The organism is Thermococcus fumicolans (assembly GCF_055386755.1).
Window position 1 is genome coordinate 1,732,194 of record NZ_AP042424.1, and the last position, 24,587, is coordinate 1,756,780.

Genomic DNA, 24,587 nt, shown 5'->3' on the forward strand with positions numbered 1-24,587 from the left:
GGAGTTCGAAGGGGGACTTTTAACCTTTCCCGCTAAGTTTTTAAGAGGGGCGAGCACTCACTAACGGCGATAGGAATGGACGAGGACGGGGCACTGAAGGTCATCGAGTACAGCCTGGAGGCACTCCTGCTCGGATGGTTCACCTACCTCTTCGCCTACCAGAACTACCTCCTCTACAAGTGGCACAGGGGGATGACGCTTCCATCGAAAACACCAGCGCTGGTTCTCGGGGTGATGGTGGGAGGGGCTTTTCTGGCTTACGAGCTGTGGAAGATGTTGAATGCTGAAATACAAGGCCAGAAGGAGCCCGAAGAAAGCGGGAACGAGACCGCAATCGCAGAGGGAGAAAATGAAGGAATTGAAAGTGAAGAAAATTCCAAAACGGGGGACTACGAGGCCAGATACGAGGACCCAGGAAAAGTTGAGGGGAAGGACTAAATCTCAAGCTCGTGGATGTGCTCCAGAACCTTGACGGTGAGCTCAACGCTCGCGTCCACGTCCCTCTCGTCAACGACCTCAGTGTTCGAGTGGATGTAGCGCGCTGGAATGCTTATCCCCCCGCTGGGAACGCCGCTCTTGTTGAGGTGTATCGCTCCTGCATCGGTTCCTCCGCCGGTAAGGATGTCCCACTGGTAGGGTATCTCGTACTTCTTCGCCAGCTCCTCCATCCACCGCACTATCGTTGGGTGGCAGATGACGGAGCGGTCCATGATCTTTATGGCCGTTCCCTTTCCAAGCTGGGTTATCTGCTTGTGCTCCGGCGTTCCAGGAACGTCGGCAGCTATGGTGACGTCGAGGGCGAAGCCGTAGTCGGGGTCGATTCCGAAGGCCGAGACCTTGGCACCGCGGAGTCCGACCTCCTCCTGGACTGTGGCGACGAAGTAGATGTCAGCGTCGGTCTTGCTCAGCTGTCTTGCGGCCTCGACGAGGGTGTAAACCGCTATCCTGTCGTCGAAGGCTATGCTAACTAAGCGGTGCTTGCCGAGGCGCTCAAGCCTTCCGTCCCAGGTGATTATCGTGCCTATCCTGACGCCCATCTCCTCGGCCTCTTCCTTGCTCTCCGCTCCGACGTCAATGAAGACCTGCTCCCACGTTGGTGCCTTGTTCCTCTGCTCGGGCTTCTGGATGTGCGGCGGAACAGAACCCCCGACGCCGTAGATGTACTCATTGGGCCCGACCCAGACTTTAAACCTCTGGGCTATCAGCGTCCTCGGGTCAACGCCTCCGACGGGTGCAACGCGGAGGAACCCGTTCTTCTCGATGTGGGTAACCATGAGGCCTATCTGGTCCATGTGGCCCGCGAGCATGACTTTAGGTCCAGACCCCTCCTTGTGGGCGATGACGTTGCCGAGCTTGTCGACCTTTATCTCATCGACGTGTGGCTTGAAGGCCTCTATAACGACGTCCCTGACTCCAAGGAACTCGTAGCCGGAAACTCCGGGGGCCTCTACAATCCTCTTCAGTAGTCCAAAATCGACCATGACGATCGCCTCCGTTTAGATTTCCATCTGAATGTGGGTCGAGGGATATTTAAGGTTTTCCAAAAGCGAGACCAGCTCGTCGACGGTCAGGCAGTCCGGACAGTCCCTCCCGAAGCTTCTGACCGAGAGGGGATAGTCCAATTTCTGCAGGGGAAACTTTAGCCTCTGCTTCTTCTATATCCACCAACTGGATTATCCAGTGACTGGATAAAAAACTTTGCTAGGGGTAGATCCTCACCCCCATCGCCCTCTCGCCGTTGTCGTAGATCTCGCGGATTTTGAAGAGGTACGCTGGCGTTTTACTCCAGTCCCGCGGCTTTTTGGGCCTGTGGAAGACGTCGTGGACGGCGTTGGTGTACTCCCACACCGGCCCTTCCTCGTGCACCTCGACATCACAGCGCACCTCATAGGAAGTACTTGGGGGAGTGAAGAAGAGTATCGTGGCTTCATTACTCCCTGAGGTCACGTTCTCCCACGTGTGCTTTCTTGCCAGCTCCAGGGAGACGAACTTCGTGAAGTCTATCTTCTCGCGGACGTATATCTCGTTCAGGAGGAACTCTAGGGCCCTCTTCGGGTCGTAGGGCCTTGAGAGTTCCTCCCTCAGCTTTTCCAGGGTCCCAAGAAGGAGATCCTAGCGGTGGATGAAGCCGATTCCCTTTATCGAGCCGTTTACTCCAGCTTTGCCACAGGTTATTATGGCGGCGTTGTGCCGGGTGAATCCTACCAGCGCCTCAGGCCCGAACTTTCCCTCGGCGAGCTTCCTTATTCCAGCGACCCTCTCATCGAAGGCGTAGCGGATGAACTCCTCTGGTATCATCGAACCACCGTTTAGCATTGACATCAAAGTTAAAAACGTCTTTCGGTCTAATACCGCCCATGAAAAAGCCAGTACTGCTGGAGCTTAACGTGGTCCCCTGCACTTTCATCGAGAGGCCCAACCGCTTCGTGGCACTGGTGGAAGTTGACGGTGAGATGAGAAAGGCCCTGGTTACGAACACCGGTCGCTTGGAGGAGTTCATGGTTCCGGGGAGAAAGGCCTTCTGCGTCCCGAAAACCGGTGGGAAGACGGACTTCGTCCTGGTCGCTTTCGAGGATCTCGGTGGGAAAGGGGCCGTGATAGACACCAGAACCCAGGCCAGGGCCTTCGAGAGAGCGGTTGAGCTGGGCCTAATCCCGTGGCTGAAGGACTGTTCTATAAAGCGGAAGGAGGTAACCGTAGGAAAATCCCGCCTCGACTACCTCTTCGAGTGCCCAAACGGGGAAGTCTACGCCGAGATGAAGAGTGCAGTTTTGAGGGGCGGAGAGCGCGGGGAGTACGCGATGTATCCCGACTGCCCCTCAACGAGGGGCCAGAAGCACATAAGGGAGCTGATAGAGCTCAAGCGGGCGGGAAAACGGGCCATGATATTCTTCATCGGCGCCATGCCGGGCGTGGAGAAGTTTAGACCCTATGAGAGAGGGGATCCAGAGATAGCGCGCCTCCTCAAAGAGGCGAGGGGAGCGGGCGTTGAAATCCACGCAACGAGCATCTCGCTGCTCCCGGAGGGAAAGGTCATACTTGAAAGGCCCGAACTTGGCATAATCCTACATTGACCATTAACTCCCGCAGATTGCCCCCGACAACAAATCAAGTGCCAAATAGTGGACCCCTAAACCCTTGGTTACCAGCGAAAAATATAAATAGCATTCAAATGGCCAATATCAAGTACACACATTTAGAAGAGCGTAAGAGGTGAGCAAGATGATTGGAAAAAACAAACGCATAATTACCGCGTTTTTGATCTTTGCTCTAATAATGAGTACCGTGGCAGTAAGCGGGTGCATCGGAAGCGGGTCTAAGACAGGGGTAAGTGAATCTAGCGGGCTGAACAAAGTCAGTGAATCCAAAGAAAAGGTAAGCAAATCCGCCAAGGAAGGGAACTGGCTGAAGCTTGTTCCGGCGGATGCAGTCTTAGCGGGCGTCCTCGACGTTTCTACCCTCGATTACCTAAAGGACCTGATGAAGGAGATCCCCTACGAGAACGGATCCGTATACGATGCATATCTCGACATTAAGTCTGAGATCAAAAATAAGACCGGCATAAACCCCGACGATGTCTCGAGAGTCATCTTAGTTGTCACGAAGTTCCTGAACCTCAGCGATGATGACCCGACCTTCGCAATTTACGCTGAAGGACATTTCGACACGAGTAAGGTTGAGGAGAAGATCAAAAACGAAAGTGCCGGAGAGGAGATAAAGGTTGAGAAGTACAAGGACGCGAAGATCTATTACAGCACGGATCATGATGACCTCGTCCTAGCCCTCACCGAGGAGTACGTAGTTCTCGGGTCCAATCTTGGCATTGTTAAAAAGATCATCGACCTCAAGAACGGGAAAGGCGACTGGGCCAGGCAGTACGAAGACGTAGTGAACAAAGTCGGCCCGGGGAACCTCGTTATTGTGGAGAACACCTCTTACTTGTTTAGATACAGACTCATGGAGAGCAACGAGTTCAACGACACGGATGAAGTCGAAGTAAAGATGGTAGAGCTCCTCAGCAAATTTAAGTACTCAGCCTTTAGAATTAAAGTGAACGGAGATGAGTACTCGACAAAAACGGTAATCAAGACCGAAGACGAAGCCACTGCAGAGTACTTTGTCAAGAACGCAAACGCCCTTCTGACCCTGTTTAACACCAGCCTGGATGTTACGACAGATGTTCCCGCAAATCTCGTGGAGACCCTACACGACCTGATTGGGAGGGTTAAGATCAGGGCCGAGGGGAAATACGTTATAGACGAGCTCAGTATTGAAAAGGAGAAGATAGAGAAGTTGATCGACTATTTGAAGAGCCTAGAGGAATACTCAACTCCTTCCAACTATATTACCACTGAACCAGTGCAGTCGGGGTTAAACAAATAGATCCAAATAAACAAGACGTCACATGGATGAAGCTTTTTGTCTTTCTTTTTAACCAATTTAACCAAACAGGAGAAAGCTGTCTCCAAAACCGAAATCCAACAGTGCAAAAGGCTCAAATAGCCTTGACCCTGCGGGAGACCCTGGGTCTCGGCTTGTAGAGTATCTTGCTGCCGCAGTAGGGGCAGCGAACTTCCCTGGTGTTCTCGAGGTCGAGCTCGACCTCCCTCCCGCACTTGGCGCAGCGATAAACGGCCATAACCATCAGGATCACCCCAAAAGTGAAGGGGTCAGGCCTTGGAGGCCGTGACGCGCTTGGCGACCTTTCCGGCCGGGGTGGTCGGCAGGTAGGCACCGCCGGCGAAAGTTGCCCCGCACTTCTGGCACTGCCATATGCCAGTGCTTATCCTCCTGACGGCCTTCCTTCCGCAAACCGGGCAGACGTGCTTCTGCTTCATCTTGGCCTCAACGGCCGCGACCCTTCTCCTGATCTTGAGACCGTACCTCGGACCGAACCTTCCAGCGGAACCGACCTTAACAGTCCTTCCCATGATCATCACCTCGTGATAATCCCATTCTCGAGACTGTTGGGTTTTTCAGGGGACGTTTTATAAACCTTTGCATGCCCAAAACCGTTCTGGTTATCCGCTGCTTTTGGAACTTGCGAGCCAATCGTAGCGGATAACCTTCCAGCCTCCCATCTTCATTGGCTGGCTTTCGGGGGGAACGGTTACTCCCCACATCTTCAGGCCTCTCAAACGAATATTCCAAGAGCCGATAACGTCCCTATCGGCCTCAGAACCACAGTTTGAACACTTCAAAACCCTGTGCCCATTCGGGCTTAGTTTACCCCCACATACCGGGCACAGGGAGGAAGTATAAGCAGGATTAACGAAAACAACCCTAACACCCTTCAACTTCGCCTTGTATTCGATAATTGACTGGAGTTTGCGAAAACTCCAGCGGTGCAAACGACCATTCATCTCAGCCGAATACCTAATCGAATCCCTGATTTCAGTCAAATCCTCCAAGGCGAGACCACCATACTTTTCAGCCAACTCAACGATTTTATTGGCCAGCTTGTGATACAAATCATTCAGCCTGTTCTTCTCCCTCTGTCCATACTTCTCAAGAAGTTTCTTCCTCTTCTTTCCAGCCCTCAACTTCTTCTGAATCTTCCTCCTCTTCACGTAATAACCCGTCCTAATCTCCCGCTCGTGAGTGACGATTTGAACGAACTCTCCGTTAGGAAGACTGAGTGTCACGTTGTTCTCGTTTAAATCCACACCAACAAAGGCCTTAGGCTCGCTAACTTCAACCTCTTTTGAGAAAACAACGTTTATGAAGACTCCTTTTGGAGTTCTCACCAGCCAAGCCTGTCCAACTTTCCAGTCCTTGAATTTCTCGTGGTATTTTGCAGGATAAAACTCTAGCTTAACCCTCCCGCCCGGAGTGGAGAGTTTGATTATCCCGGCCTTAAGGTCGAGTTTGAACAAGTGGTCGTCGAGCATTATGACCTCCTTTTTTAATACTGGTCTCCCCTTGGCTTTGCCTTTCTTTTTGCGTTTCCTGAAGCTCTTATAAATCGCTGTCGCCATTTGACAGGCCGTGTAAACGTAATGGCTTGGCAGTTCCGGATACTCCTTGCGTAAGCCCTTGTAAGTCTCTTTCTTCAGCCGGTAAAAGCTGGTAACCTTGTTTTCGAAAGCGTGAGTGATGAGATAATTCACAATTTCCCGATAAGTTGAGAAGAGAGCATCTACCCCTTCGGGCGTTCCCTTCAGCTTGAATTTGGCGGTGAGTTTGATGGTCTCACTCGGCATTTTCCAGCTCCTTTTTTGTTTTTCTAATCCAATCCTTGATGGCTTCTTCTATTGCAACGCTTAGAACTCCTCTTTTATCCCCATAGCGTTTTTTGGCGAGTTTTTTGAATTCTTTGAGGGTTTCTTCACTGATGGCGAAAGTCGCCTTTGGCATTACTAACACCCACTTAGGAAATACTAAGTTGGAGTATTTAAACCTGATGACAACAAAAAACAACAAAAGTTACGATTGTTATCATTTATGAAACAGCCCAGTCGGGTTTATAAGCTCCCTCCCCCCAGATCAGAGCGGTGGTGAGGATGATCAGGGTGAAAGTGCTCGGAAGGGGAGTAGAGAAGGAGATAGAGTGGCGGAAAGGCATGCTCGTCAAGGACGTGCTCAGGGAGGTCGGCTTCAACACGGAGAGCGCGATAGCTAAGGTCAACGGTAGAGTGGCCCTGGAGGACGAGCCCGTTGGGGAGAACGACTACGTTGAGGTCATCCCGGTAGTTTCGGGCGGCTGATGACCACCGCTTCTTTTTTAGGACTCTTTTTGAGGCTTTAGGCTAAGGCACGTACGTCAGGCTCAAGGATCGTTCAATGATTTCGACTATCGACGATTTATATGTTGGCATTAAGCGAAAACCTTTTAAGGCTTCGACGCGCTATAACCCTAGGTGAAGAAACATGGAGTCAGGTATAAAACTGCTAAAACGCAGGCTCGATGTTGTGAAGAAGCAGAAGGAGTACCTAATCCTTGAGGAGGCCAAACTGGTTAGGATGGCCCACCAGAAGGAGAAGGTGGCCCACAAGCTCGAGAGGGTTAAGAGGGAGAAGTTCCGCGTCTTGGCCGAGGAGGCGAAGCTCCTAAGGGTGATAAAGCAGAGCGCGAAGCCGGCCTGAACTCTTCCCTCTTTTCACAGTTTCCAGATCCCCTTCCACAACTTTAAAAAGGCTTTTTTCGTAGAGGTAGCGGGACAAAAGCAAGAGGTGATTTTCATGCCAAGGAAGGCCAAGGAGTACCCTGAAGAGGGAGAATTCGTCGTAGCTACCGTCAAGAACATTCACCCTTACGGTGCTTTCCTCAAGCTCGATGAGTACCCGGGCAAGGAGGGGTTCATGCACATAAGCGAGGTCGCCCCAACCTGGGTCAAGAACATAAGGGACTTCATCAAGGAGGGGCAGAAGGTAGTGGCCAAAGTTATACGCGTTGACCCGAGCAAGGGGCACATCGACCTGAGCCTCAAGAGGGTGAACCAGCAGCAGAGGAAGGCCAAGCTCCAGGAGTACAAGAGGGCCCAGAAGGCCGAGAACCTGCTCAAGATGGCGGCGGAGAAGATAGGCAAGGACTTTGAGACCGCATGGAGGGAGGTCTGGGTTCCGCTCGAGGAGGAGTACGGTGAGGTTTACGCGGCCTTCGAAGATGCCGCCCAGAACGGCATGGACGTCCTCAAGGGGCTCATAAGCGACGAGTGGATAGAGGCCCTCAGGCCGATAATCGAGGCCTACGTCGAGATTCCGACGGTAACCATCGACGCCGAGTTCGAGATAACCGTCCCCAAGCCGAACGGCATCGAGATAATCAAGGAAGCCCTCATCAGGGCCCGCGACAGGGCCAACGAGGAGAAGGAGATTGACGTCAAGTTCTCCTACCAGGGAGCGCCGCGCTACAGGATAGACATCACCGCCCCGGACTACTACAAGGCCGAAGAGGTTCTTGAAGACATAGCCGAGGAGATACTCCGCGTAATCAAGGAAGCCGGCGGAGAGGCGACCCTCATAAGGAAGGAGAAGCGCATAAAGAAGGTCAAGAAGAGGGGTAGCTGATGCACTTCAGGATAAGGAAGTGCCCCAAGTGTGGCAGGTACACGCTGAAGGAGACCTGCCCCGTCTGCGGAGAGAAGACCAAGGTAGCCCACCCGCCGCGCTTCTCGCCGGAAGACCCCTACGGGGAGTACCGGAGGAGGCTGAAGCGTGAGCAGCTGGGCATAGCCAGGAGGGAGTGAGATGAAGGAGACGATAATCCACATCCTTGAAAGACCTAGCCTCAGGGATCCCGTGTTCATAGAGGGGCTCCCGGGAATAGGCCTCGTCGGAAAGCTCGCGGCAGACCACCTGATTCAGGAACTCAATGCTGTAAAGTTCGCCGAACTTTACTCACCGCACTTCATGCACCAGGTCCTCATCAGGAAGAACTCCGTCGTCGAGCTCATGAAGAACGAGTTCTACTACTGGAGGAACCCGGACGAGAGCGGAAGAGACCTGATAATCATCACAGGCGACCAGCAGGTCCCTCCGACCGACAGCCCCGGCCACTTCGAGGTCGTTGGGAAGATGCTTGACTTCGTCCAGGAACTCGGGGTCAGGGAGATAATAACCATGGGCGGCTACCAGGTTCCGGAGCTCCAGGGCGATCCAAGGGTCCTTGCGGCGGTGACGCACGAGGAGCTCATAGAGCACTACAAGGCAAAGCTCGATGGCTGCCAGGTCGAGGTGATCTGGAGGGAGGACGAAGGTGGAGCCATAGTCGGGGCGGCTGGTTTGCTCCTCGGGATGGGCAAGCTCCGCTCGATGTACGGGATAAGCCTGCTCGGGGAGAGCCTCGGCTACATAGTTGATCCCAAAGCGGCTAAAGCCGTTCTCTCCGCGGTCGCGAAGATACTGGGCATTGAGGTGGACATGTCGGCCCTCGACGAGAGGGCGAGGGAAACCGAGGAGATCCTCAGGAAGGTTCAAGAGATGCAGAGGGCAATGCTGGAGCAGAGCACCCCCCAGATGACCCAAGAAGAGGAGGACAGGGGCTACCTCTGATCCTCAGCCCTCTTGTTCTTCCAAATTATACCGTCTGGCATTTCAAACCGTTCTTTCGGCTTCGTTTCTGTCAAAAGCCGTTTCAAACCTTTGGTTGGTAATACGCGGTTTTAAAAACGCTTTTATTTCGTGCTACTTTTTATTGGTTTGATGACACCAAAAACCGGAGGTGTTGGGGTTGCACATACCTGACGGGCTGCTGAGCACGCCGGTGATAGTGGTTACCTACGCGATAACGATAGCCGGAATAGCCTACGCGGCCAAAAAGCTCAGGAACTTCCCGGAGGAGAAGATACCCCTCCTCGGACTCTTCGCGGCAGGAATCTTCGCGGCGCAGATGGTCAACTTCCCGGTAATAGGGGGAGTCAGCGGACACCTTCTCGGGGCGACGCTGGTTGCCATAACCCTCGGGCCCTACGCGGCAGTGATAGTCATGACAGCGGTTCTGCTGATACAGACGCTCCTCTTCGGCGACGGCGGAATAACCGCGATAGGGGCCAACATCCTCAACATGGGGCTTATTGGAGCGTTCATAGGCTACGGAGTCTACACGAAGCTCAAGGGCATCAACGAGACCCTCGCGATGGGCCTTTCAGCGTGGCTCTCAGTCGTCCTCGGGGCGACTCTTGCCTCGCTTGAGATAGGCCTCAGCCACAGCCTCCCGTTCCTCAAGGTGCTCACCCTGATGGCCGGCTACCACTCGATAATCGGAATCGGTGAGGCGATACTCACCGTCCTGATAGTCTACGCCGTAAGGGCAAAGCTTCCATCCATTGAGGGGGTGCCTGCATGAGGACGGTTTTCAAGGGCTTGATAATTATAGCCGTTGTGCTGGCGATAGTGCTACCCCTCGCGTCGAGCAACCCCGACGGGCTGGAGGCAACGATGGAAAAGGTCGGCCTTGAGGAGAAGCCCGTTTATCAAGCGCCCCTCGATTACGGCGAAACCTGGGGTCAGAGCGTGGTCATGGGCCTGCTCGGCATAACCCTGGCCTTTGGAGTCAGCTACGGTCTGGCAAAGCTCGCCAAGGGTGCCTGAAGTGTACCTGCCCTTCATTTTCCTTTATGCACTAGGGGTGGTGACGAGAAAGAACCTCACCGAGTTAGTCTACTTTGCGCTCCTTTTCCTTGGGGTCACTCTCATTATGAGGCCTGAGAAGAGAGTTTTCAAAAAGCTCGGCTTTCTCCTCAGCTTCGAGGGGCTGCTGTTCGTTATGGCCCTGTTTAACCCGGGGAGACCGCTCCTGGAGACGCCCCTCGGCCCGATAACCCACGAGGGAGTGTACTCGTTCTTCACCCTCCTCGGAAAGGCTTTCCTCTCCGCCGGAACGGCCGTGGTCGTGACGAGCTCTGTGGGATTCTCTAGGATACTCGCCGAGATGGAGGCGCTAAGGTTTCCCCGGATACTCACCTTAACGCTGGCCTTCACCTACCGCTACCTTGACCTCTTTGCAGACGAGGCCGTTAGGATGAAGCGCGCCCTGGACTCGAGGGCCTTTGGCGTGGGGAGGAGGGAGTACTACAGGAAGCTCGGCTCCCTCATAGGCGAGGTTTTCGTCAGGGCATACCTCAGGAACGGGAGGATATACAGGGCCATGCTCGCGAGGGGCTTCGGGGAGTTTCCCAGCCTGGAAGAGCCAAGACCCAACGTCCAGACGGCGACCCTGGCCCTGCTCGCACTGGGGGGTCTGCTGGTATGATAGAGCTGAAAGACGTTCACTTCTCATACCCAGGCAGGGAGGTGCTCAGGGGGATAACCCTCACGATTAAGAGGGGAGAGTCCTTCGGTCTCCTCGGGCCCAACGGGGCAGGAAAGAGCACCCTCATGCTCCACCTTAACGGGATACTCAGGCCAAAGAAAGGTAGAGTCATTGTGGACGGCCTTGACCCGGCAAAAAACCCGAGGGAAGTTCGGAGAAAGGTCGGGATAGTCTTTCAGGACCCCAACGACCAGCTCTTCTCGCCGACGGTGTTTGAGGATGTGGCCTTCGGCCCCTACAACCTGGGTCTGCGCGGTGAGGAGCTGAGGGAGCGCGTTCTGTGGGCGCTTGAAAGAGTGGGGATGCTCGAATACTCAGAGAGGGAAACCAGGGAGCTCAGCTTCGGTGAGAAGAAGAGGATAGCGATAGCCACGGTTCTGGCAATGGAGCCGGAGGTGATAGCCTTCGATGAGCCCTTCGCCAACCTCGACTTCAGGGGCAAGAGGATAATGAGGGAACTGATAACCGGGCTGAGGGCCGAGGGGAAGACGGTGGTACTAGCCTCCCACGAGGCTGATTACCTGGCCCTGTGCGACAGGATAGCCCTGATGAACGGGGGGAGGATAGTCACCGTCGGAACGCCCGAGGAGATACTCGGAAACCCTGACCTTCTGAGGGAGCACAACCTCGACGTTCCTCCACTGGCAGAGCTCTTCCTGAGCCTGGGCCTACCGGTTCCCAAGAGCGTGGAAGAGGGAAGGAAGCTGCTGGAGGAGTGGAAAAGAGGCTAAGCCCCGATGGCCTCCTCCAACAGCTCAAGCCCCAGGTTGAGGTATTTCCTCGCCTTCTCCTCGCTCTTCGCCTCGCTGAAGACCCTTATTATCGGCTCCGTTCCGCTGGCCCTCACGAGAACCCAGCCGTCATCGAAGAGGATTTTGGTTCCGTCCGTTGTGTCCGTCCTGTAGCCCTTTGATTCCGCTAGCTCAGCTACCTTCGCTACTATCGCCTTCCTGTCGCCCTCAACGTGCCTCTTCGTCTTGAACTGGTAGTACTTCGGAAGCTCATCGATGAGCTCGCTGAACCTCTTTCCGCTCTTGGCAAAGATCTCTACTATCTTTGCCGTCGTCATCGCCCCGTCCCTACCGAGGACGAAGTCCGGGAAGATAACTCCCCCATTCTCCTCGCCTCCTATCGTTCCGTTGTTCTCCAGAAGGGCCCTAGCGACGATGAGGTCGCCGACCTTTGTTCTCATCACTTCGGCGTTGTTCCTCTTCGCTATATCGTCGAGCAGGTTTGAGGTGGCTATGGTGGTGACGAGCAGCCCGCCGCCGTTCTCCCTCAGCACGGCATCGGCAACAAGCGCAAAGGTCTTGTCGCCCTGGATGAAGCGGCCGTTCTCGTCTATGAAGACTGCCCTGTCGGCGTCACCGTCCTGGGCAACCCCGAAGTCAGCCCCAAGAGCCTTCACTATCTCCTTGAACTCCTTCAGGTTCTCCTCGTTGGGCTCCGGGTTTCTGGCCGGGAAGTGGCCGTCCGGGTGGGCGTTGACGCTGACGACCTTGCAGCCGAGCTCGCGGAGGAGGTAGGGGAGCGTCAGCGAGCCGGCGCCGTTGGAGGTGTCCACCACCACAAAGGGCCTCCTAGCTTTTATCGCCTCAACGTCAATTCTGGCCTTTATCGCCTCGATGTAGGGCTTTATGATGTCCTCCTCGCGGACCTCACCTATTTCGTCCCAGCTGGCCCTCTCGAAGTCCTCGTTGAAGAAAACCTCCTCAACGACCACTTCCCTCTCTTTCTTCAGCCCCATGCCGTTGGGCTCAAGGAGCTTTATGCCGTTGTACTCGGGCGGGTTGTGGCTGGCGGTGATGACTGCCCCGCCGTCCGCTTTGAAGTGATTTGTCGCCCACTGTATCGCTGGTGTTGGGGCGATTCCAACGTCGATGACATCACAGCCGACGCTCAGCAAACCACTGATTAGAGAGTCTTTCAGCATCTCACCGCTAACGCGAGTATCTCTGCCGACAACTACGAGGGGCTTTTTTCTGCCCTCCCTTTTGAGCATCGTCCCGAAGGCCATCCCCATCTTGAGGGCGAACTCAGGGGTTATCTTCTCGTTCGCTATCCCGCGGACACCGAAGGTTCCAAAGAGCCTTCCCATATCAGACCCTCCCGAACTCGTCGTCGAACCTTACGATGTCGTCCTCACCAAGGTACTCCCCGATCTGGGTCTCTATGACCTCCAGAACCACCTTCCCGGGGTTCTCAAGGCGGTGTATGACGCCGGCCGGGATGAAGGTGCTCTCCCCAGGACGCAACAGTATCTCCTCGTCCCCAACGCGGACTTTTGCCGTTCCCCTCACCACGACCCAGTGTTCAGAGCGGTGATAGTGCATCTGGAGGGAGAGCTTCTTGCCCGGCAGGACGGTCAGGCGCTTTATCTTGTAGCGGTCGTTCTCCTCAAGAACGGTGTAGCTTCCCCAGGGGCGATAAGCGGTCCTGTGGACGATCGCCCTCTCGTCGTTCCTCTCCTTCAGGCGCTTGTAGACCTCCTTGACCCTCTGCCCCTCCCCGCGGTGGGCTATTAAGAGCGCGTCATCGGTGTCGATGATGATGAGATCCTCCACGCCGACCGTCGCGGTGAGGCGCTCGGCCATTATGAGGTTGTTCTTTGAGTTCACTCCAATGTGATAGGCGTTCCTTCCGGAAACCCTGACGGCGTTCCCGTCCTCGTCCTTCTCGAGGACCTCGTAGATGGCGTCGAAGCTGCCGAGGTCGTTCCAGTAGACGTTGAGCGGGACGACGGCCGCTTTATCGGTCTTCTCCATGACCCCGTAGTCGATGCTCAAATCGGGGGCCAGCTCGTAGGCCTTCTCTACGCTCTCCTCTTCGAAGGCCCTGACAACCTCGGGGGCGTGCTTCCTCATCTCCTCCAGGAAAACACCCGTGCGGAACATGAACATACCGCTGTTCCAGTAGTAGCCTTCCTCGACGTAGCGCTTTGCAGTTTCGAGGTCCGGCTTCTCCTTGAACTCGGCGACGGTATAGCCGAGAAGGTTATTACCTTCTTTGATGGCCTCGCCGGGCCTTATGTAGCCGTAGCCCGTGTGGGGCCTCGTCGGCTTTATTCCAAAGGTCACGAGGTAATCCCTAGCGAGCCTCTCCGCGTTCCTGAAGGCCCTCTCGTAGGACTCCCCGGCGTCGATGAGGTGATCGCTCGAGAGAACCGCGACGATGGAGTCGCCGAAGGTCTCCTCAACGCGCTTTATCCCCCAGTATATCGCCGGGAGGGTGTTCCTTCCGGCTGGCTCGAGCAGAAGGTTCTCCTCAGGAACTTCAACGCCTAGCTCGGTCAGATCATCCAATACGCGGAATTTGTACCTCTGATTCGTGACTATGAAGATTTCATTGGGCTTCGAGAATTTAAGCGCCCTCTCAACGGTCTTCTGAAAGAGGCTTTCCCCGTCGAGAAAGCGGACGAACTGCTTGGGCATCAGCTCCCTGCTCAGGGGCCACAGTCTGGTTCCCTTCCCACCTGCGAGAATCAGCGTCTTCATGGCAACCACCCTCGGGACACCTGGGAACTACTTGGTCACATTTGTTTTTAACTTTGGCGAAAGGAAAAATCAGCGGAGGGCGAACTCGCCCACAAAGGCCGAACTCGAGATGGTGTCGCCGATTCCAACGGTGGATTTGGGCTTCGCAACTATCTTCGTTGGAACGAAGGCGAGCTGGTAGTTACCAAGCTCGGCTATTCCACCCCTCATGTCGCACTCCTTCGAGAGGGCCTCCTCAACAGGCCCGGCCTTTTCGTTGACCGGAACGTCCATGGCTTTAACCACGTCGCCTATCGAGTTTATATCTCCGAGCTTCGCCTTGGCAGCCGCAGCGAGGGCCGCGAAGAGGAGAGCGTCCCTGACGAACTCGCCTTTGTAGTCGGTAAGGGCCAGGTAGTAGCCGTAGGTGTGGAAGTGTATCCTCCTGACGCCGGTCTTTTCCGCGAGCTTGAGCATGGCCTCGGTGACGGCTATCGGGTCAACCGGATCGTGGGCGAGGAGCTTTTCAGCGAGCCTCTTCTCGCCCATTACCTCCATTATCGATGCCAGCTCCACCTCGTTCAAACCAACGCTCCAGAACTTTCCGAGGAGGCCAAGGATGGCCTTCCTGACGGTCTCGTCCGGAGTAAAGGCGAACTCGAGGTGGGCCGGAACGTTCTTCTCGTTGAGAACCTCGAGGTGTCCCCTTACCATCTCGAAGGGCCCGCGGTAGTTCTCCTTTGTGAGGGCCTGAAGGCCGCTCACCACGGCCAGCGAGGCGCTCTTGGCTATCTCCTCAAAGTTCTCCCTGAACTCGTCCCTTATGAAGAGGGTCGTGTTGTAGTCGTCGGCGGCACCAATGAAGCGGTTCTCCCTCGGCGCTTCAAAATCAAAGACCCTGAAGCCACGCGGGAACTCGTAGATGTAGTGGATGCAGCTCTCCTCGTCTCCGGCAAAGTTCCTCGGGTGGACGAGCTTGACCTTCCCGCCTTCGAGCTTCGGCACATAAATAGGCCCGTCCTTGAAGAGGCCCGCCTGGAGCCTCGAAAGCTGGGGGACGTGTGCTATGACCGGAACGCCGTAAACTCCCCCAAGGAGGTTTGCCATTATGCCGACCTGTCCGCCCATCCTCAGCTCGTCCCAGCCCCAGCGCTTCATGTAGAAGCGAGTCGAGCAGCTCTCAACGAAGAGTTCAGCCGCCTTTCCGCGCCTGACACTCCAGAGGATCGAGCCGAGGAGCTGGGGGACGTTCTCTATCCTCCCCGGAAGCTCATCGGAGTAGCGGAGGGCTTCCTCCTTTCCGGCTTTCTCAATTCTCTCCTCAAGGTCTTTCCCGTCGAGGTACTTTATCGCGTCGATGTTGGTGTTGTAGGCCAGGAGAACGCTTCCAACGTTTTCTATTCTGGCCCTGATCCTCTCGAAGGCAGAAGCGTAGAACCCGTCCCACATAATGTATCACCGAGAGTGAAAAAAGGTGGGGAGGTTAATAAGACTTGCGCCTCAGGAAGTACCTCCTCCCCCCGAGGTGCACCATCTCGTAGACCTCGCCCTCCTTGACCTCGAACCCCGGCTTTTCGAGCTCGTAAGTCTCGTAGTTCCCCATGTCCATCATCTGAACCTCGTCCCTGCCAACGCTGGTGACCATGGCCTCACTCCTCTCGGCCTCAACGGCCTCAACGCCGTCCCTCCTCACGGTCTTCCAGTCCCTGTGCTCGCTCTCGCCGGTGCGGAGATCCCTGATGCCCAACCCCTTGCCGTCGACGCGCTCCACCTCGTACACGTTTCCCCTCCTGTCCCGGACTATGTCGCCCCTCCTGAACCTGGGAATCCTGACGCTGATGCTCGTGCGGTAGACCTCCTTACTCGTCTGCCTATCCGTTCCCACCAGCTCGTAGGCCTCGCTAACGCTCCCCCCGAAGCGCTCCCTTATGGCCTGGGCGATCTTTCTGGCTGCACTGGTGGAGCCCATGTAGAAGTCTATCCCCTCCTCCTTCTCGATGGTGTCCTGTATGAAGCCCATCCTGTCCTTCCTCATGATCTCGTCGACCTTTTCCTCCACCAGCTTCCCAATGGCCTTTCTCTCGTCCTCGGCCAGCGGCCGGCCCTCGGCCCTTACCTGCAGGATGGCCTCAAAATATCCCCCCAGGAACTTCTGACAGCGGGGGCAGACGGTCTGGCGGACGTAGACTGTAACGTACCTCCTCTCGTCGTGGAGCTCTCTCTGAAGCTCGTGGATTCTAGCTTTAACGCGAACCTCGTAGGTTATTATTGCCGGGAAGTATTCGATGTGCCAGTCAACGGGCTGAAACGCAACGAGAGCACTGCCCACAGGGAGTTCCTCAACATCCTCCAGCTCCTCAACGGGGACCACTTCGAATTCCCTGACCCTCTCGTCAAGGGACTCCGAGAGCTCCTCCAGGAGGGCGCTGTCGGCGACCTCGAATATCAGCTCCTCGAGCTCGTAGCTTCTGGGGTCGACCCACACCCCGTTCCTCCTGTAGCTCCCGCAGTTCTGACACAGCTCGGTGTTTATCTCACCCTCGATGTGGAGAACCGGGTTCTCCTTCCTGAAGCAGACTTGGCAGAGGCCGTCTATGAGCGGCCCGCCTTCCTCCTCACTTATCCCGCACCGGTAGCAGAACCTCCCGGCCATAGTCCTCACCACTTCATCCTCGCCATCTGGGCGTGGGGAACGCCCTCAACCCTCAAAACTCTGTCCTCCCCGACGTAGCCGAGCTCTATAGCCTTGGAAACGCACCGTTCTCCCACGAGGTTCGCTATCGTCGCCTCCTTCAGGAGGGGTTCGAGGGCGGATTCATCGAGGAGCTCTCCCCTGTAGAACCTCTCCTTCACCTCGAGCTTTAGCTCTCCTTCCCTAAACGTCTTCCCGAGCAGCTCCTCGTCGCATGCGGCTACAACGACCTCTCCCTGAACGCGGTAGACTTTAACGTATATCATGGCCTCCCACTCCCGCTGAGATCAGAGGCCCAAGACCTTTATAAACGTGAGCCACCAAAAAACTTAAAGGCCTTTTTTCTTACATGAAGTTAGTAAGGTGGGGGAGGTGAGATAATGGAATCAGAGATGGGGAAGATCCTCGATATACTGGGGAACGAGACGAGGAGGCGGATACTCATCCTTCTCACCAAGAGGCCGTACTACGTCAGCGAACTGAGTCAGGAGCTGGGGGTGGGGCAGAAGGCCGTGCTGGAGCACCTCAGGATCCTCAAAAGCGCGGGGCTCATAGAGGAGAGAACCGAAAAGATCCCGCGCGGAAGGCCCAGGAAGTACTACACGATAAGGCGGGGCTTCAGGCTGGAGGTCATGCTCACCCCCTACGTGTTCGGAACCGAGCTCTACGAGCCGAGAAAGGTCAGGAGCAGCGGGATCTATTCGGAGGCAAAGGAGCTCATAAAGTCAACAGAACCGACGGAGGAGAAGGTGAAGGAGCTCGTTGAGTTCCTGGACGACGTTGAGAGACGCCTGGCCGAGATGCTCGAGGCGAAGAGGGAGCTCGAGGAAGTCAGGCTGATGATCGAGACCTACATAGAGAACCTCCTCAGGAGGGTCGCCCAGGAGAACGAGGCCATGTTCGAGGAGATAATGCGCGAGATAAGGCCCAAGCTGCCCAGGAGGATAGTCACGAACCTCGACGACTTTTAGGAAGCGGGAGAAGGCAAAAATTGAAGGTAAGGGCTGAGCCTCAGAGTATCTTGCCCTCTTCCTTCATCCTGACGAGCCTCGTTATGTAGCCGGCGATCCTGTTCCTTATGGTCTTGCTGGTAACGTTGGTGAGCTCCTCAACCTTCTTCTTGTTGTGCTCGAAGTCCCTGGTGAACTGGTCAGGGTACCTGTCAAACAGCTCGCGTGCGGTTCTCTTGATGAAAGTCTGCTTGATGTTTCCCATCTCGATCCCTCCGTTAGCCTGAACCAAGCCATAGCCAAATCTCCAGGTGCATTTTAAAACTTTTCCATGGACTTCCAAACTTCCTCCCAGAGCCCGGCTATGTCCTTCCCCAGCTTAACAAAAAGGCCGTCCCTGTAAACGACCCTGCCGTTGACAACCACCACCTCAACGTCGCTCCCGCGCGCGGAGTAGACCAGGTGGGAGTATGGATCCTCCCCCGGCAGGAACTGCGGCTTTCTGGCGTTCAAGAGAACCAAGTCCGCCAGGTAGCCCTGCCTTATGAGTCTGGCCTTCATGCTCAAAGCCCTCGCACCACCAAGCGTAGCCCACTTGAACACTTCCCTAGCCCCAGCCGCGTGTGCCCGCCCCTCAGAGAGGTTTTTCGCGAGCGAAGCGGAGCGCATCTCTAGGAACATGTCCATTATCCCAACAGGATTCGGGGAGTCGTTGCCCAGGGCAACGTTTCCCCCGGCATCCAGGAGAGGCCCCAGTTCAGCGGTTCTGCCCTCCAGCTTGACGTTGCTCGTGGGGCAGTGAACCAGGGTCGCCCCGCTCCCCCCGTATTCGGCGAGCTCATCACCGCTTAAATAGACGCCGTGAACCCCTATGAGGCGTTCGCCCAGGACACCTGCCCTTCTAAGGTATTCCAGGGGAGTGAGGCCGTAGCGGCGCTTTACGGTCTCTACCTCAGCCCTGCTCTGGGCCAGGTGGAGGTGAACCAAGGCGTTTCTCTCGCCGGCGAACTCGCCGATCTCCCGCATGAGCTCCAGCGAGACGGTGTCGGTTGCGTGTGGTGCCAGAACAGGTTTAACGAGGTCGTCCTTTCCGTCCCAGCGTTTGAAGAAGCGGAAACCATCATCAGGCCTCGCTAGAGGAAAATCAACCTCGTCCATAACGGTCTGCCCGATGAAGGCCCGAATTCCCAATTCTTCAGCGGCCTTCGCTATCTCATCCGCGAAGAAGTAGTGGTCGTTTATGGTTGTGGAACCGTTTGCCAGGGCCTCGGCCATCCCGAGCAGCGCCCAGCGGCGAATTTCTTCGGGCTTCCACTCGCGCTCCATCGGCCAGATGACCTCGTTAAGCCACCTCTCCGTTGAAAGATCCTCCCCGAGGCCCCGAAACCTGGCCATGGCCACGTGGGTGTGCGCGTTGACTAGACCGGGTATGACCAGGTACCCCCTCCCGCCGTAGACCTCGTCCACACCCAGGGATCTAAGCTCCCCCAGGGGGAGAACAGCAGAGATCGTGTTCCCCTCCACGACGACGGCGTGATCTTGAAGGACTCCCCTCGAATCAACCACCGTACCAGTTAATGCGAACACGCTCCCACCTCTATCGAACATATGACGGAGGGGTAATTAAGGTTTCTGCCAGAATGACATAAACCGGCCCAAAGGATTTAAATGACTAGGGCACCATCGAATACCATGCCGCCGATCCTCAGGGTATCAAAGGGAATAACCGCCATTGAGATCTGGACGAATTGACTCTTCTAGGTTAGCTTTGGCTGGCCCGATTGCCCGGTGTCCGGGCCCATTCCGGACTATCGCTACCGTTATAAACTCACCCTCAAAGCCCCTGGAGGTGGTAAGATGATCGATAAGGTTTACTGTGCCGATGTAAGGCCCGAGATGGAAGGTAAGCGCGTCAAGCTCGCCGGTTGGGTTTACAGGAAGAGAGAGGTTGGAAAGAAGGTCTTCATAGTCCTCCGCGACTCGAGCGGGATAGTCCAGACGATATTCAAGAAAGAACTGAGCGAGGAAGCCTACGCCGAGGCGAAAAAGGTCGGAATCGAGTCGAGCGTCATCATCGAGGGGACCGTCAAGGCTGATCCCCGCGCTCCTACCGGTGTTGAGATTCAGGCGGACAGGATAGAGATCGTCCAGAACGTGGACTTCTTCCCGATAACTAAAGACGCCAGCGAGGAGTTCCTGCTCGACGTTAGGCACCTGCACCTCCACTCACCAAAAGTGGCGGCGATAATGAAGGTTAAAGCCACGATGATGCAGGCCGCCAGAGAATGGCTCCTCCAGGACGGCTGGTACGAGGTCTTCCCACCGATACTCGTCACGGGAGCTGTTGAAGGCGGCGCGACCCTCTTCAAGCTCAAGTACTTCGACAAGACCGCCTACCTCAGCCAGTCGGCCCAGCTCTACCTTGAAGCTGCCATCTTCGGCCTCGAGAAGGTCTGGAGCCTCACGCCGAGCTTCAGGGCCGAGAAGAGCAGAACGAGGAGACATTTGACAGAGTTCTGGCACCTCGAGCTCGAAGCGGCTTGGATGGACCTTTGGGACATCATGAAGGTCGAGGAGGAGCTAGTGAGCTACATGGTGCAGAGGACGCTTGAGCTGAGGAGGAAGGATATCGAGCTCTACCGCAAGGACGACATCAAGACCCTTAAGAACACCGTCCCGCCGTTCCCGAGGATAAGCTACGACGAGGCAATAGACATACTCCAGAGCAAGGGCGTCGAGATAGAATGGGGCGAGGACATGGGTGCCGACGAGGAGAGGATCCTCACCCAGGAGTTCGAGGCCCCGTTCTTCGTCTACGGTTATCCGAAGGGCATCAAGGCCTTCTACATGAAGGAGGACCCAGAGGATCCGAGGAAGGTTCTCGCGGCGGACATGCTCGCGCCCGAGGGATACGGTGAGATCATCGGAGGAAGCCAGCGTGAGGACGATTACGACAAGCTCGTGCAGAGAATACTCGAGGAGGGCATGGATCCGAAGAACTACGAGTGGTACCTCGACCTCAGGAAGTACGGTTCAGTTCCGCACAGCGGCTTCGGCCTCGGACTGGAACGCCTTGTAGCATGGGTCCTCAAGCTTGACCACGTCCGCTGGGCAACCCTCTTTCCGAGGACGCCGAGCAGGCTGTATCCATGACAGCCCTTGCTTCGCAAGCGCTGGCGGAAATTGTTTACCTCTTTTCTTTCCACTCACCAGAAATGAACTCACAGCGTCCGGGTAATAGTTCCATTAATTCAAGTCTTTTTAGTTCAGTCAGGATGACGTCTCTTTGTTGGCCAAGTCTCTGCACTATCTCTTTTCTGTGTTTAATGTTGGCACTGTTCTCTAAGCTTTTTAAAAGCCTATTAAATTGATCAATGGCATCTTTCAATTTCGGCTAGTGATTATCTAGAAGATCATGAAACAGGAGGATATCTACTCTAGCAGGATCTGGTTCCCAATGCCGCCTAATGTCACTCCATGTTTCGAATGATGTGGATATCCTGAACCCATCATTTTCAATCGACATTTTTGAAAACTCTTCTAGTAATGGCACCACGACTCTTTTTTGAGTTTTAGAGTGTGCTCACGTCTTAAGTAGAACTCCCTATCTTTACGCATTTCCTCAAGTTGTTTTTTGGTTTGGGCAACCATCTCTTGAGTAGCTTTAGTCTGGGCACCTACAAAAATAACCATAATAACAGTCGCAAGAGCACTGGCTCCCATAACCATTAGGTCGGGGGATAGAGTTCCTGTAACAACATACTGTTGAGTAAGTGCAATAACTATCACCAAAGTGACAAGTGCTAAAGCCATTGATGAGTACATTCCCCATGAGGGAGTCTCCTCCATTGTACTTCCCAAAGATCTCTTTTGAGCAATCTAATAAAAGTTTATGGGGTATATGACTGAACTCGCCGTGTTTGCGGATATGAAACATAGCAGAGCAAATTTGATCAAAGAGTAAACCCTCACCAAAACCGCCGGAATGAGTTCGCAGGTCCTCTCAAGATTGCAAGCTCAAAGCGGGTTTACACCTGAAAAAGCAAGCCAAAACAGGTTTCAACTTTCTCAACGCCCTTTAGGCGTTGTACTCACAGTGAAACACTGCAAAACCAGCAATTGAAAGAGTAAACCATCTCAAAACTGCAAATTGTAGAAGTGACATGCAAACCTTGATCAAACTCAGTGGAGCTCTCGCCCCGTGCATTGGAGCCTTACTCTAACGTCGCACAGGTAAAGTTACTGGGAGTGTGGGGGCGTTAGCCCCCCAGTAGTTTAAGAGAGAACGGGGTTGTGGGGCGAAGCCCCACTCCGGGGGTTTGAGAGTACAGAGAGATAAGGGGGCGGAGCCCCCTTGTCTTTCGTTGTGGCGGGCCCGGCGGGATTCGAACCCGCGACCTCCGGCTTAGAAGGCCGGCGCCCTATCCTGCTAGGCTACGGGCCCACGCAATTGATAGAACCGAAAGGCATTTTTAAGCTTTGCCCCGAAACCTTGCATAGCAAAGTTTCATCAAAGTTCGTGATTCTCCATCAGTAATAGTTAGTTAGATAGAAATTTCAAGCTGAAAGAGCAGCATTAATGAGCGAATACGTTAGGAAAACTCTTCCCGAGGAATCCACTCTCATCGCGCTCCAAAGGAGCGCTAAAAACTTGAACCCACTTGAAAACACTCCAGATAAGGGTTCCACAACCCAAAAAGCAACTCCAATCGGGAATCCTACCATAACAAGCTTTCAAACAGGAATCAAGAGCCCTGATCAAACTTCCCACCAGAAAAGCTTGAGGGTATGGCGCCCGGGCCGGGATTTGAACCCGGGTCACGGGAGTGACAGTCCCGTATGATAGGCCGGGCTACACCACCCGGGCGCGTGAATAGTGGCCGGCGGCGTCCCCGGTTTCCCGCCCCCTCTCGGAGGGCAGTACACCCGGGATCACTGGCGGGCTTAACTTCCGGGGTCGAAACGAGACCGGGTGTAACCCCGCCGCTATGACCGCCGTACCGGTACTGACCTCCCGGGATGACTTTATAAAGTTTACGGTTGGGAAAAGAGGGGAAGTCACCAGGTGAAGTCCTCAACCGGCACCTCGGGCTGGGGAACCCTCTTACTGATCCTCTGGGGCAGGTTGGAGAACGCCAGTATCTGGTATATCGCCGATACGAGGAGCAGTATGGCCCCAACGAGGATTATGAGAGTAAGAGCTCCCCACCAGAGGAACTTCGCGGTCTTTTTGAACTCCTCCACCCCGGTTATCTCGTACATCGCCTCCCACGCCTTCTTCTCGAAATAAACGCCAAACACGAGCGCTACGATTACAACGGCGATCCCAGCAAAGACGACCAGATAACCAGTGGTGGTGAGCTCCGAATCCTCCATCCCCAGATCCCGCTCGTAGAGGACAAGGCCATTATCGTGGTAGACGACTTCGTTGGTGGTATGGGTGTACATAGCAAAAGCGCTGAATACTAGGATCAACCCGATGATCACACCGACGAGGGCTATTATGAAGCCCTTGAGGTAGTTTTTGAAGGGCCTCTCGTCACCGAGCTTGTTCCCTATCCCGTGAAGGGCTATCAGGATCAGGACTAGTCCGAGGAGGCTCAGTATGCTGCCGAGATAGGGTATGGCACCCAGGAGCCCGATCACTGACCCAACGAGGCCCATCATCCTCTCCGTACTTATGTCAACGGTCTCGCTCGGAGGAACCTGGGAGTAAGCTTCCATCGGATACCACCATTGGATATAACAAAGGGGATCTTAAAAAGTTGTTCCCGATGAGTCCCAAAGCTTATTAATCCCGAGGGGTATCCCGAGGGGGTGATGGGATGCTGGAATCGCTGTGGCACTTCCTGAACGAGTACTTCATAGAGCCCATGTACACGCGAAGCGGCTACAACGCCGTGAACACCTTCCTCTACGCGCTGCTCTTTGGACTGGGTGTCATGTATTCATACAGGTATATAATCAAACCCCTCAAGATCAAGGTGGACGAGAGGCTGTTCTGGGCGGTCACGCCCATGGTGGTGTTCGGGGCAACGGTCAGGGCGCTGGTAGATGGGGGTATACTCCCGGAGAACCCCTGGATACTGACGCCCGGGATATTCTTCACGGCTTTCATCCTAATAGTCCCGGCCCTAATAGCCGACGCCAAACTCGGGACGTACCCGAAGGTAACGGTGGCGTGGGGCACGGTCCTGGCACTCTGGGCCAACTACCTTCTAGTCACGAACGCAAGGGACTGGAGGCCCTACGGGCTCACAATGATCCACACGCTGATATCGTGGGCGGTAGTGCTGGCGTACTACAAGCGGAGGCCCTTTGACAAGCTGTACCTCTACGCCGTCCTGGCTCACATGTACGATATGGGGTCGACGGTGGTTGGCATACACTACTACGGCTACCGCGAAGTCCACTGGATAGAGCACCACCTAGTCCAGTGGTTCGGGGCGTACTTCTACTACCCCTGGATAACGCTGATCCTCATAGCGGTCTACTACGGCCTCCAGTACCTAGTTCCGGACGAAGAAGAGCGCCGCTTCTGGTATCTGGCGATATACGTGCTCGGCTTAGGTCCAGCTGTCAGGGACCCCGCCCAGATGGTTCTACAGTTGTGAGCTCTCTTTTCCTTTATAAGTCTCGGTTTTAGTTTTTAAGCCGAGTAAAAGTCCAAGACCAGTTATCCCGGGTTACTCATGCCCGTTGGGCACAGTTAAAGTTAT

The 24,587-nt window shown here is 55.0% G+C and carries 31 protein-coding genes, 2 tRNA genes and 1 rRNA gene; 15 read left to right on the top strand and 19 right to left on the bottom strand.

Annotated features, from left to right (window positions below; all coding sequences use genetic code 11):
- The first annotated feature begins 75 nt into the window (after positions 1-75).
- Complete coding sequence (locus tag ACZ5AM_RS09785) at positions 76-438, top strand: hypothetical protein (protein ID WP_464914771.1); 363 nt, start codon at positions 76-78, stop codon at positions 436-438.
- On the opposite strand, the gene ACZ5AM_RS09790 is transcribed toward ACZ5AM_RS09785, so the two are convergent.
- From ACZ5AM_RS09790 to ACZ5AM_RS09800, 3 genes are all read right to left on the bottom strand, one after another.
- Positions 435-1,481, bottom strand: coding sequence for a M42 family metallopeptidase (locus ACZ5AM_RS09790; RefSeq protein WP_464914772.1), 1,047 nt, complete (start codon positions 1,479-1,481; stop codon positions 435-437). The genes ACZ5AM_RS09785 and ACZ5AM_RS09790 overlap by 4 nt on opposite strands.
- 220 nt (positions 1,482-1,701) lie before the next feature.
- Positions 1,702-1,866, bottom strand: a complete 165-nt coding sequence (locus ACZ5AM_RS09795; protein WP_464914773.1) for a hypothetical protein — start codon at positions 1,864-1,866, stop codon at positions 1,702-1,704.
- 246 nt (positions 1,867-2,112) lie between these two features.
- Complete coding sequence (locus ACZ5AM_RS09800) at positions 2,113-2,322, bottom strand: hypothetical protein (protein ID WP_464914774.1); 210 nt, start codon at positions 2,320-2,322, stop codon at positions 2,113-2,115.
- Between the two features lie 35 nt (positions 2,323-2,357).
- On the opposite strand from ACZ5AM_RS09800, the gene sfsA reads away from it, so the two are divergent.
- Both sfsA and ACZ5AM_RS09810 read left to right on the top strand, forming a co-directional pair.
- Complete coding sequence (gene sfsA / locus ACZ5AM_RS09805; protein WP_464914775.1) at positions 2,358-3,074, top strand: DNA/RNA nuclease SfsA; 717 nt, start codon at positions 2,358-2,360, stop codon at positions 3,072-3,074.
- A gap of 148 nt (positions 3,075-3,222) precedes the next feature.
- Positions 3,223-4,383, top strand: coding sequence for a hypothetical protein (locus ACZ5AM_RS09810; protein ID WP_464914776.1), 1,161 nt, complete (start codon positions 3,223-3,225; stop codon positions 4,381-4,383).
- A 112-nt stretch (positions 4,384-4,495) separates the two neighbouring features.
- On the opposite strand, the gene ACZ5AM_RS09815 is transcribed toward ACZ5AM_RS09810, so the two are convergent.
- The 4 genes from ACZ5AM_RS09815 to ACZ5AM_RS09830 all read right to left on the bottom strand — a co-directional run bounded on the left by ACZ5AM_RS09815 (position 4,496) and on the right by ACZ5AM_RS09830 (position 6,357).
- The gene (locus tag ACZ5AM_RS09815) at positions 4,496-4,645 is read right to left on the bottom strand and encodes a DNA-directed RNA polymerase subunit P (RefSeq protein WP_464914777.1); all 150 of its coding nucleotides are present in this window, start codon (positions 4,643-4,645) and stop codon (positions 4,496-4,498) included.
- Between the two features lie 25 nt (positions 4,646-4,670).
- The gene (locus ACZ5AM_RS09820) at positions 4,671-4,931 is read right to left on the bottom strand and encodes a 50S ribosomal protein L37ae (RefSeq protein ID WP_088858589.1); all 261 of its coding nucleotides are present in this window, start codon (positions 4,929-4,931) and stop codon (positions 4,671-4,673) included.
- A gap of 90 nt (positions 4,932-5,021) precedes the next feature.
- Complete coding sequence (locus tag ACZ5AM_RS09825; protein WP_464914778.1) at positions 5,022-6,203, bottom strand: RNA-guided endonuclease InsQ/TnpB family protein; 1,182 nt, start codon at positions 6,201-6,203, stop codon at positions 5,022-5,024.
- On the bottom strand, positions 6,193-6,357 hold the full coding sequence (locus ACZ5AM_RS09830) for a hypothetical protein (protein ID WP_464914779.1): 165 nt from the start codon (positions 6,355-6,357) through the stop codon (positions 6,193-6,195). Before ACZ5AM_RS09830 ends, ACZ5AM_RS09825 begins: the two co-directional genes overlap by 11 nt.
- A 146-nt stretch (positions 6,358-6,503) precedes the next feature.
- Between ACZ5AM_RS09830 and ACZ5AM_RS09835 the strand changes: the two genes are divergently transcribed.
- The 9 genes from ACZ5AM_RS09835 to ACZ5AM_RS09875 all read left to right on the top strand — a co-directional run bounded on the left by ACZ5AM_RS09835 (position 6,504) and on the right by ACZ5AM_RS09875 (position 11,484).
- Complete coding sequence (locus tag ACZ5AM_RS09835) at positions 6,504-6,707, top strand: MoaD/ThiS family protein (RefSeq protein ID WP_464916126.1); 204 nt, start codon at positions 6,504-6,506, stop codon at positions 6,705-6,707.
- Positions 6,708-6,870: 163 nt separating this feature from the next.
- On the top strand, positions 6,871-7,086 hold the full coding sequence (locus ACZ5AM_RS09840) for a hypothetical protein (RefSeq protein WP_464914780.1): 216 nt from the start codon (positions 6,871-6,873) through the stop codon (positions 7,084-7,086).
- A 96-nt stretch (positions 7,087-7,182) separates the two neighbouring features.
- The gene (locus tag ACZ5AM_RS09845; protein ID WP_464916127.1) at positions 7,183-8,010 is read left to right on the top strand and encodes a translation initiation factor IF-2 subunit alpha; all 828 of its coding nucleotides are present in this window, start codon (positions 7,183-7,185) and stop codon (positions 8,008-8,010) included.
- Positions 8,010-8,189, top strand: coding sequence for an RNA-protein complex protein Nop10 (locus ACZ5AM_RS09850; protein WP_464914781.1), 180 nt, complete (start codon positions 8,010-8,012; stop codon positions 8,187-8,189). The genes ACZ5AM_RS09845 and ACZ5AM_RS09850 overlap by 1 nt, the downstream gene beginning before the upstream one ends.
- A 1-nt stretch (position 8,190) precedes the next feature.
- Positions 8,191-8,994, top strand: a complete 804-nt coding sequence (locus tag ACZ5AM_RS09855; RefSeq protein WP_464914782.1) for a proteasome assembly chaperone family protein — start codon at positions 8,191-8,193, stop codon at positions 8,992-8,994.
- Between the two features lie 178 nt (positions 8,995-9,172).
- Positions 9,173-9,787, top strand: coding sequence for an energy-coupling factor ABC transporter permease (locus ACZ5AM_RS09860; protein WP_464916128.1), 615 nt, complete (start codon positions 9,173-9,175; stop codon positions 9,785-9,787).
- Positions 9,784-10,032: a PDGLE domain-containing protein gene (locus ACZ5AM_RS09865; protein WP_464914783.1), complete on the top strand. Its 249-nt coding sequence runs from the start codon at positions 9,784-9,786 to the stop codon at positions 10,030-10,032. The genes ACZ5AM_RS09860 and ACZ5AM_RS09865 overlap by 4 nt, the downstream gene beginning before the upstream one ends.
- 1 nt (position 10,033) lies before the next feature.
- Positions 10,034-10,693 (top strand): energy-coupling factor transporter transmembrane component T family protein, encoded by a 660-nt coding sequence (locus ACZ5AM_RS09870; RefSeq protein WP_464914784.1) that lies wholly within the window; start codon positions 10,034-10,036, stop codon positions 10,691-10,693.
- The gene (locus tag ACZ5AM_RS09875) at positions 10,690-11,484 is read left to right on the top strand and encodes an energy-coupling factor ABC transporter ATP-binding protein (protein WP_464914785.1); all 795 of its coding nucleotides are present in this window, start codon (positions 10,690-10,692) and stop codon (positions 11,482-11,484) included. Before ACZ5AM_RS09870 ends, ACZ5AM_RS09875 begins: the two co-directional genes overlap by 4 nt.
- Here ACZ5AM_RS09875 and glmM read toward each other — a convergent pair.
- From glmM to ACZ5AM_RS09900, 5 genes are all read right to left on the bottom strand, one after another.
- Positions 11,481-12,851, bottom strand: a complete 1,371-nt coding sequence (gene glmM / locus ACZ5AM_RS09880; protein WP_464914786.1) for a phosphoglucosamine mutase — start codon at positions 12,849-12,851, stop codon at positions 11,481-11,483. The genes ACZ5AM_RS09875 and glmM overlap by 4 nt on opposite strands.
- A 1-nt stretch (position 12,852) precedes the next feature.
- Positions 12,853-14,247: a mannose-1-phosphate guanylyltransferase/mannose-6-phosphate isomerase gene (locus ACZ5AM_RS09885; protein ID WP_464916129.1), complete on the bottom strand. Its 1,395-nt coding sequence runs from the start codon at positions 14,245-14,247 to the stop codon at positions 12,853-12,855.
- Between the two features lie 69 nt (positions 14,248-14,316).
- Entirely contained in the window at positions 14,317-15,675 is a 1,359-nt protein-coding gene (locus tag ACZ5AM_RS09890; RefSeq protein ID WP_464914787.1) for an ADP-specific glucokinase, read from the bottom strand.
- Positions 15,676-15,709: 34 nt separating this feature from the next.
- Positions 15,710-16,879 (bottom strand): 60S ribosomal export protein NMD3, encoded by a 1,170-nt coding sequence (locus tag ACZ5AM_RS09895; protein WP_464916130.1) that lies wholly within the window; start codon positions 16,877-16,879, stop codon positions 15,710-15,712.
- 5 nt (positions 16,880-16,884) lie between these two features.
- Positions 16,885-17,184 (bottom strand): DUF424 domain-containing protein, encoded by a 300-nt coding sequence (locus ACZ5AM_RS09900; RefSeq protein WP_464914788.1) that lies wholly within the window; start codon positions 17,182-17,184, stop codon positions 16,885-16,887.
- Between the two features lie 114 nt (positions 17,185-17,298).
- Between ACZ5AM_RS09900 and ACZ5AM_RS09905 the strand changes: the two genes are divergently transcribed.
- A complete protein-coding gene (locus tag ACZ5AM_RS09905) occupies positions 17,299-17,889 on the top strand; it encodes an ArsR/SmtB family transcription factor (protein WP_464914789.1) in 591 nt (196 codons plus the stop codon).
- Positions 17,890-17,929: 40 nt separating this feature from the next.
- Here the strand turns inward: ACZ5AM_RS09905 and ACZ5AM_RS09910 are convergent, their stop codons facing one another.
- Together ACZ5AM_RS09910 and ACZ5AM_RS09915 are read right to left on the bottom strand one after the other, a co-directional pair.
- On the bottom strand, positions 17,930-18,133 hold the full coding sequence (locus ACZ5AM_RS09910) for a 30S ribosomal protein S17e (RefSeq protein WP_088858601.1): 204 nt from the start codon (positions 18,131-18,133) through the stop codon (positions 17,930-17,932).
- Positions 18,134-18,186: 53 nt separating this feature from the next.
- Positions 18,187-19,455, bottom strand: coding sequence for an amidohydrolase family protein (locus ACZ5AM_RS09915; protein WP_464914790.1), 1,269 nt, complete (start codon positions 19,453-19,455; stop codon positions 18,187-18,189).
- A 270-nt stretch (positions 19,456-19,725) separates the two neighbouring features.
- Here ACZ5AM_RS09915 and asnS point away from each other — a divergent pair, with 270 nt between their 5' ends.
- Positions 19,726-21,021: an asparagine--tRNA ligase gene (asnS, locus tag ACZ5AM_RS09920; protein ID WP_464914791.1), complete on the top strand. Its 1,296-nt coding sequence runs from the start codon at positions 19,726-19,728 to the stop codon at positions 21,019-21,021.
- 387 nt (positions 21,022-21,408) lie between these two features.
- Here the strand turns inward: asnS and ACZ5AM_RS09925 are convergent, their stop codons facing one another.
- The 5 genes from ACZ5AM_RS09925 to ACZ5AM_RS09945 form a co-directional block, all read right to left on the bottom strand.
- Complete coding sequence (locus ACZ5AM_RS09925) at positions 21,409-21,729, bottom strand: hypothetical protein (protein ID WP_464914792.1); 321 nt, start codon at positions 21,727-21,729, stop codon at positions 21,409-21,411.
- 506 nt (positions 21,730-22,235) lie between these two features.
- Positions 22,236-22,312: transfer RNA gene (locus tag ACZ5AM_RS09930), tRNA-Arg, on the bottom strand.
- Positions 22,313-22,657: 345 nt separating this feature from the next.
- A tRNA-Asp gene (locus tag ACZ5AM_RS09935) sits at positions 22,658-22,735 on the bottom strand.
- Between the two features lie 11 nt (positions 22,736-22,746).
- Positions 22,747-22,868 (bottom strand): 5S ribosomal RNA (gene rrf, locus ACZ5AM_RS09940).
- A 58-nt stretch (positions 22,869-22,926) separates the two neighbouring features.
- On the bottom strand, positions 22,927-23,592 hold the full coding sequence (locus ACZ5AM_RS09945; protein ID WP_464914793.1) for a DUF996 domain-containing protein: 666 nt from the start codon (positions 23,590-23,592) through the stop codon (positions 22,927-22,929).
- Between the two features lie 101 nt (positions 23,593-23,693).
- Between ACZ5AM_RS09945 and ACZ5AM_RS09950 the strand changes: the two genes are divergently transcribed.
- Positions 23,694-24,482: a DUF63 family protein gene (locus ACZ5AM_RS09950; RefSeq protein ID WP_464914794.1), complete on the top strand. Its 789-nt coding sequence runs from the start codon at positions 23,694-23,696 to the stop codon at positions 24,480-24,482.
- Positions 24,483-24,587 lie beyond the last annotated feature (105 nt).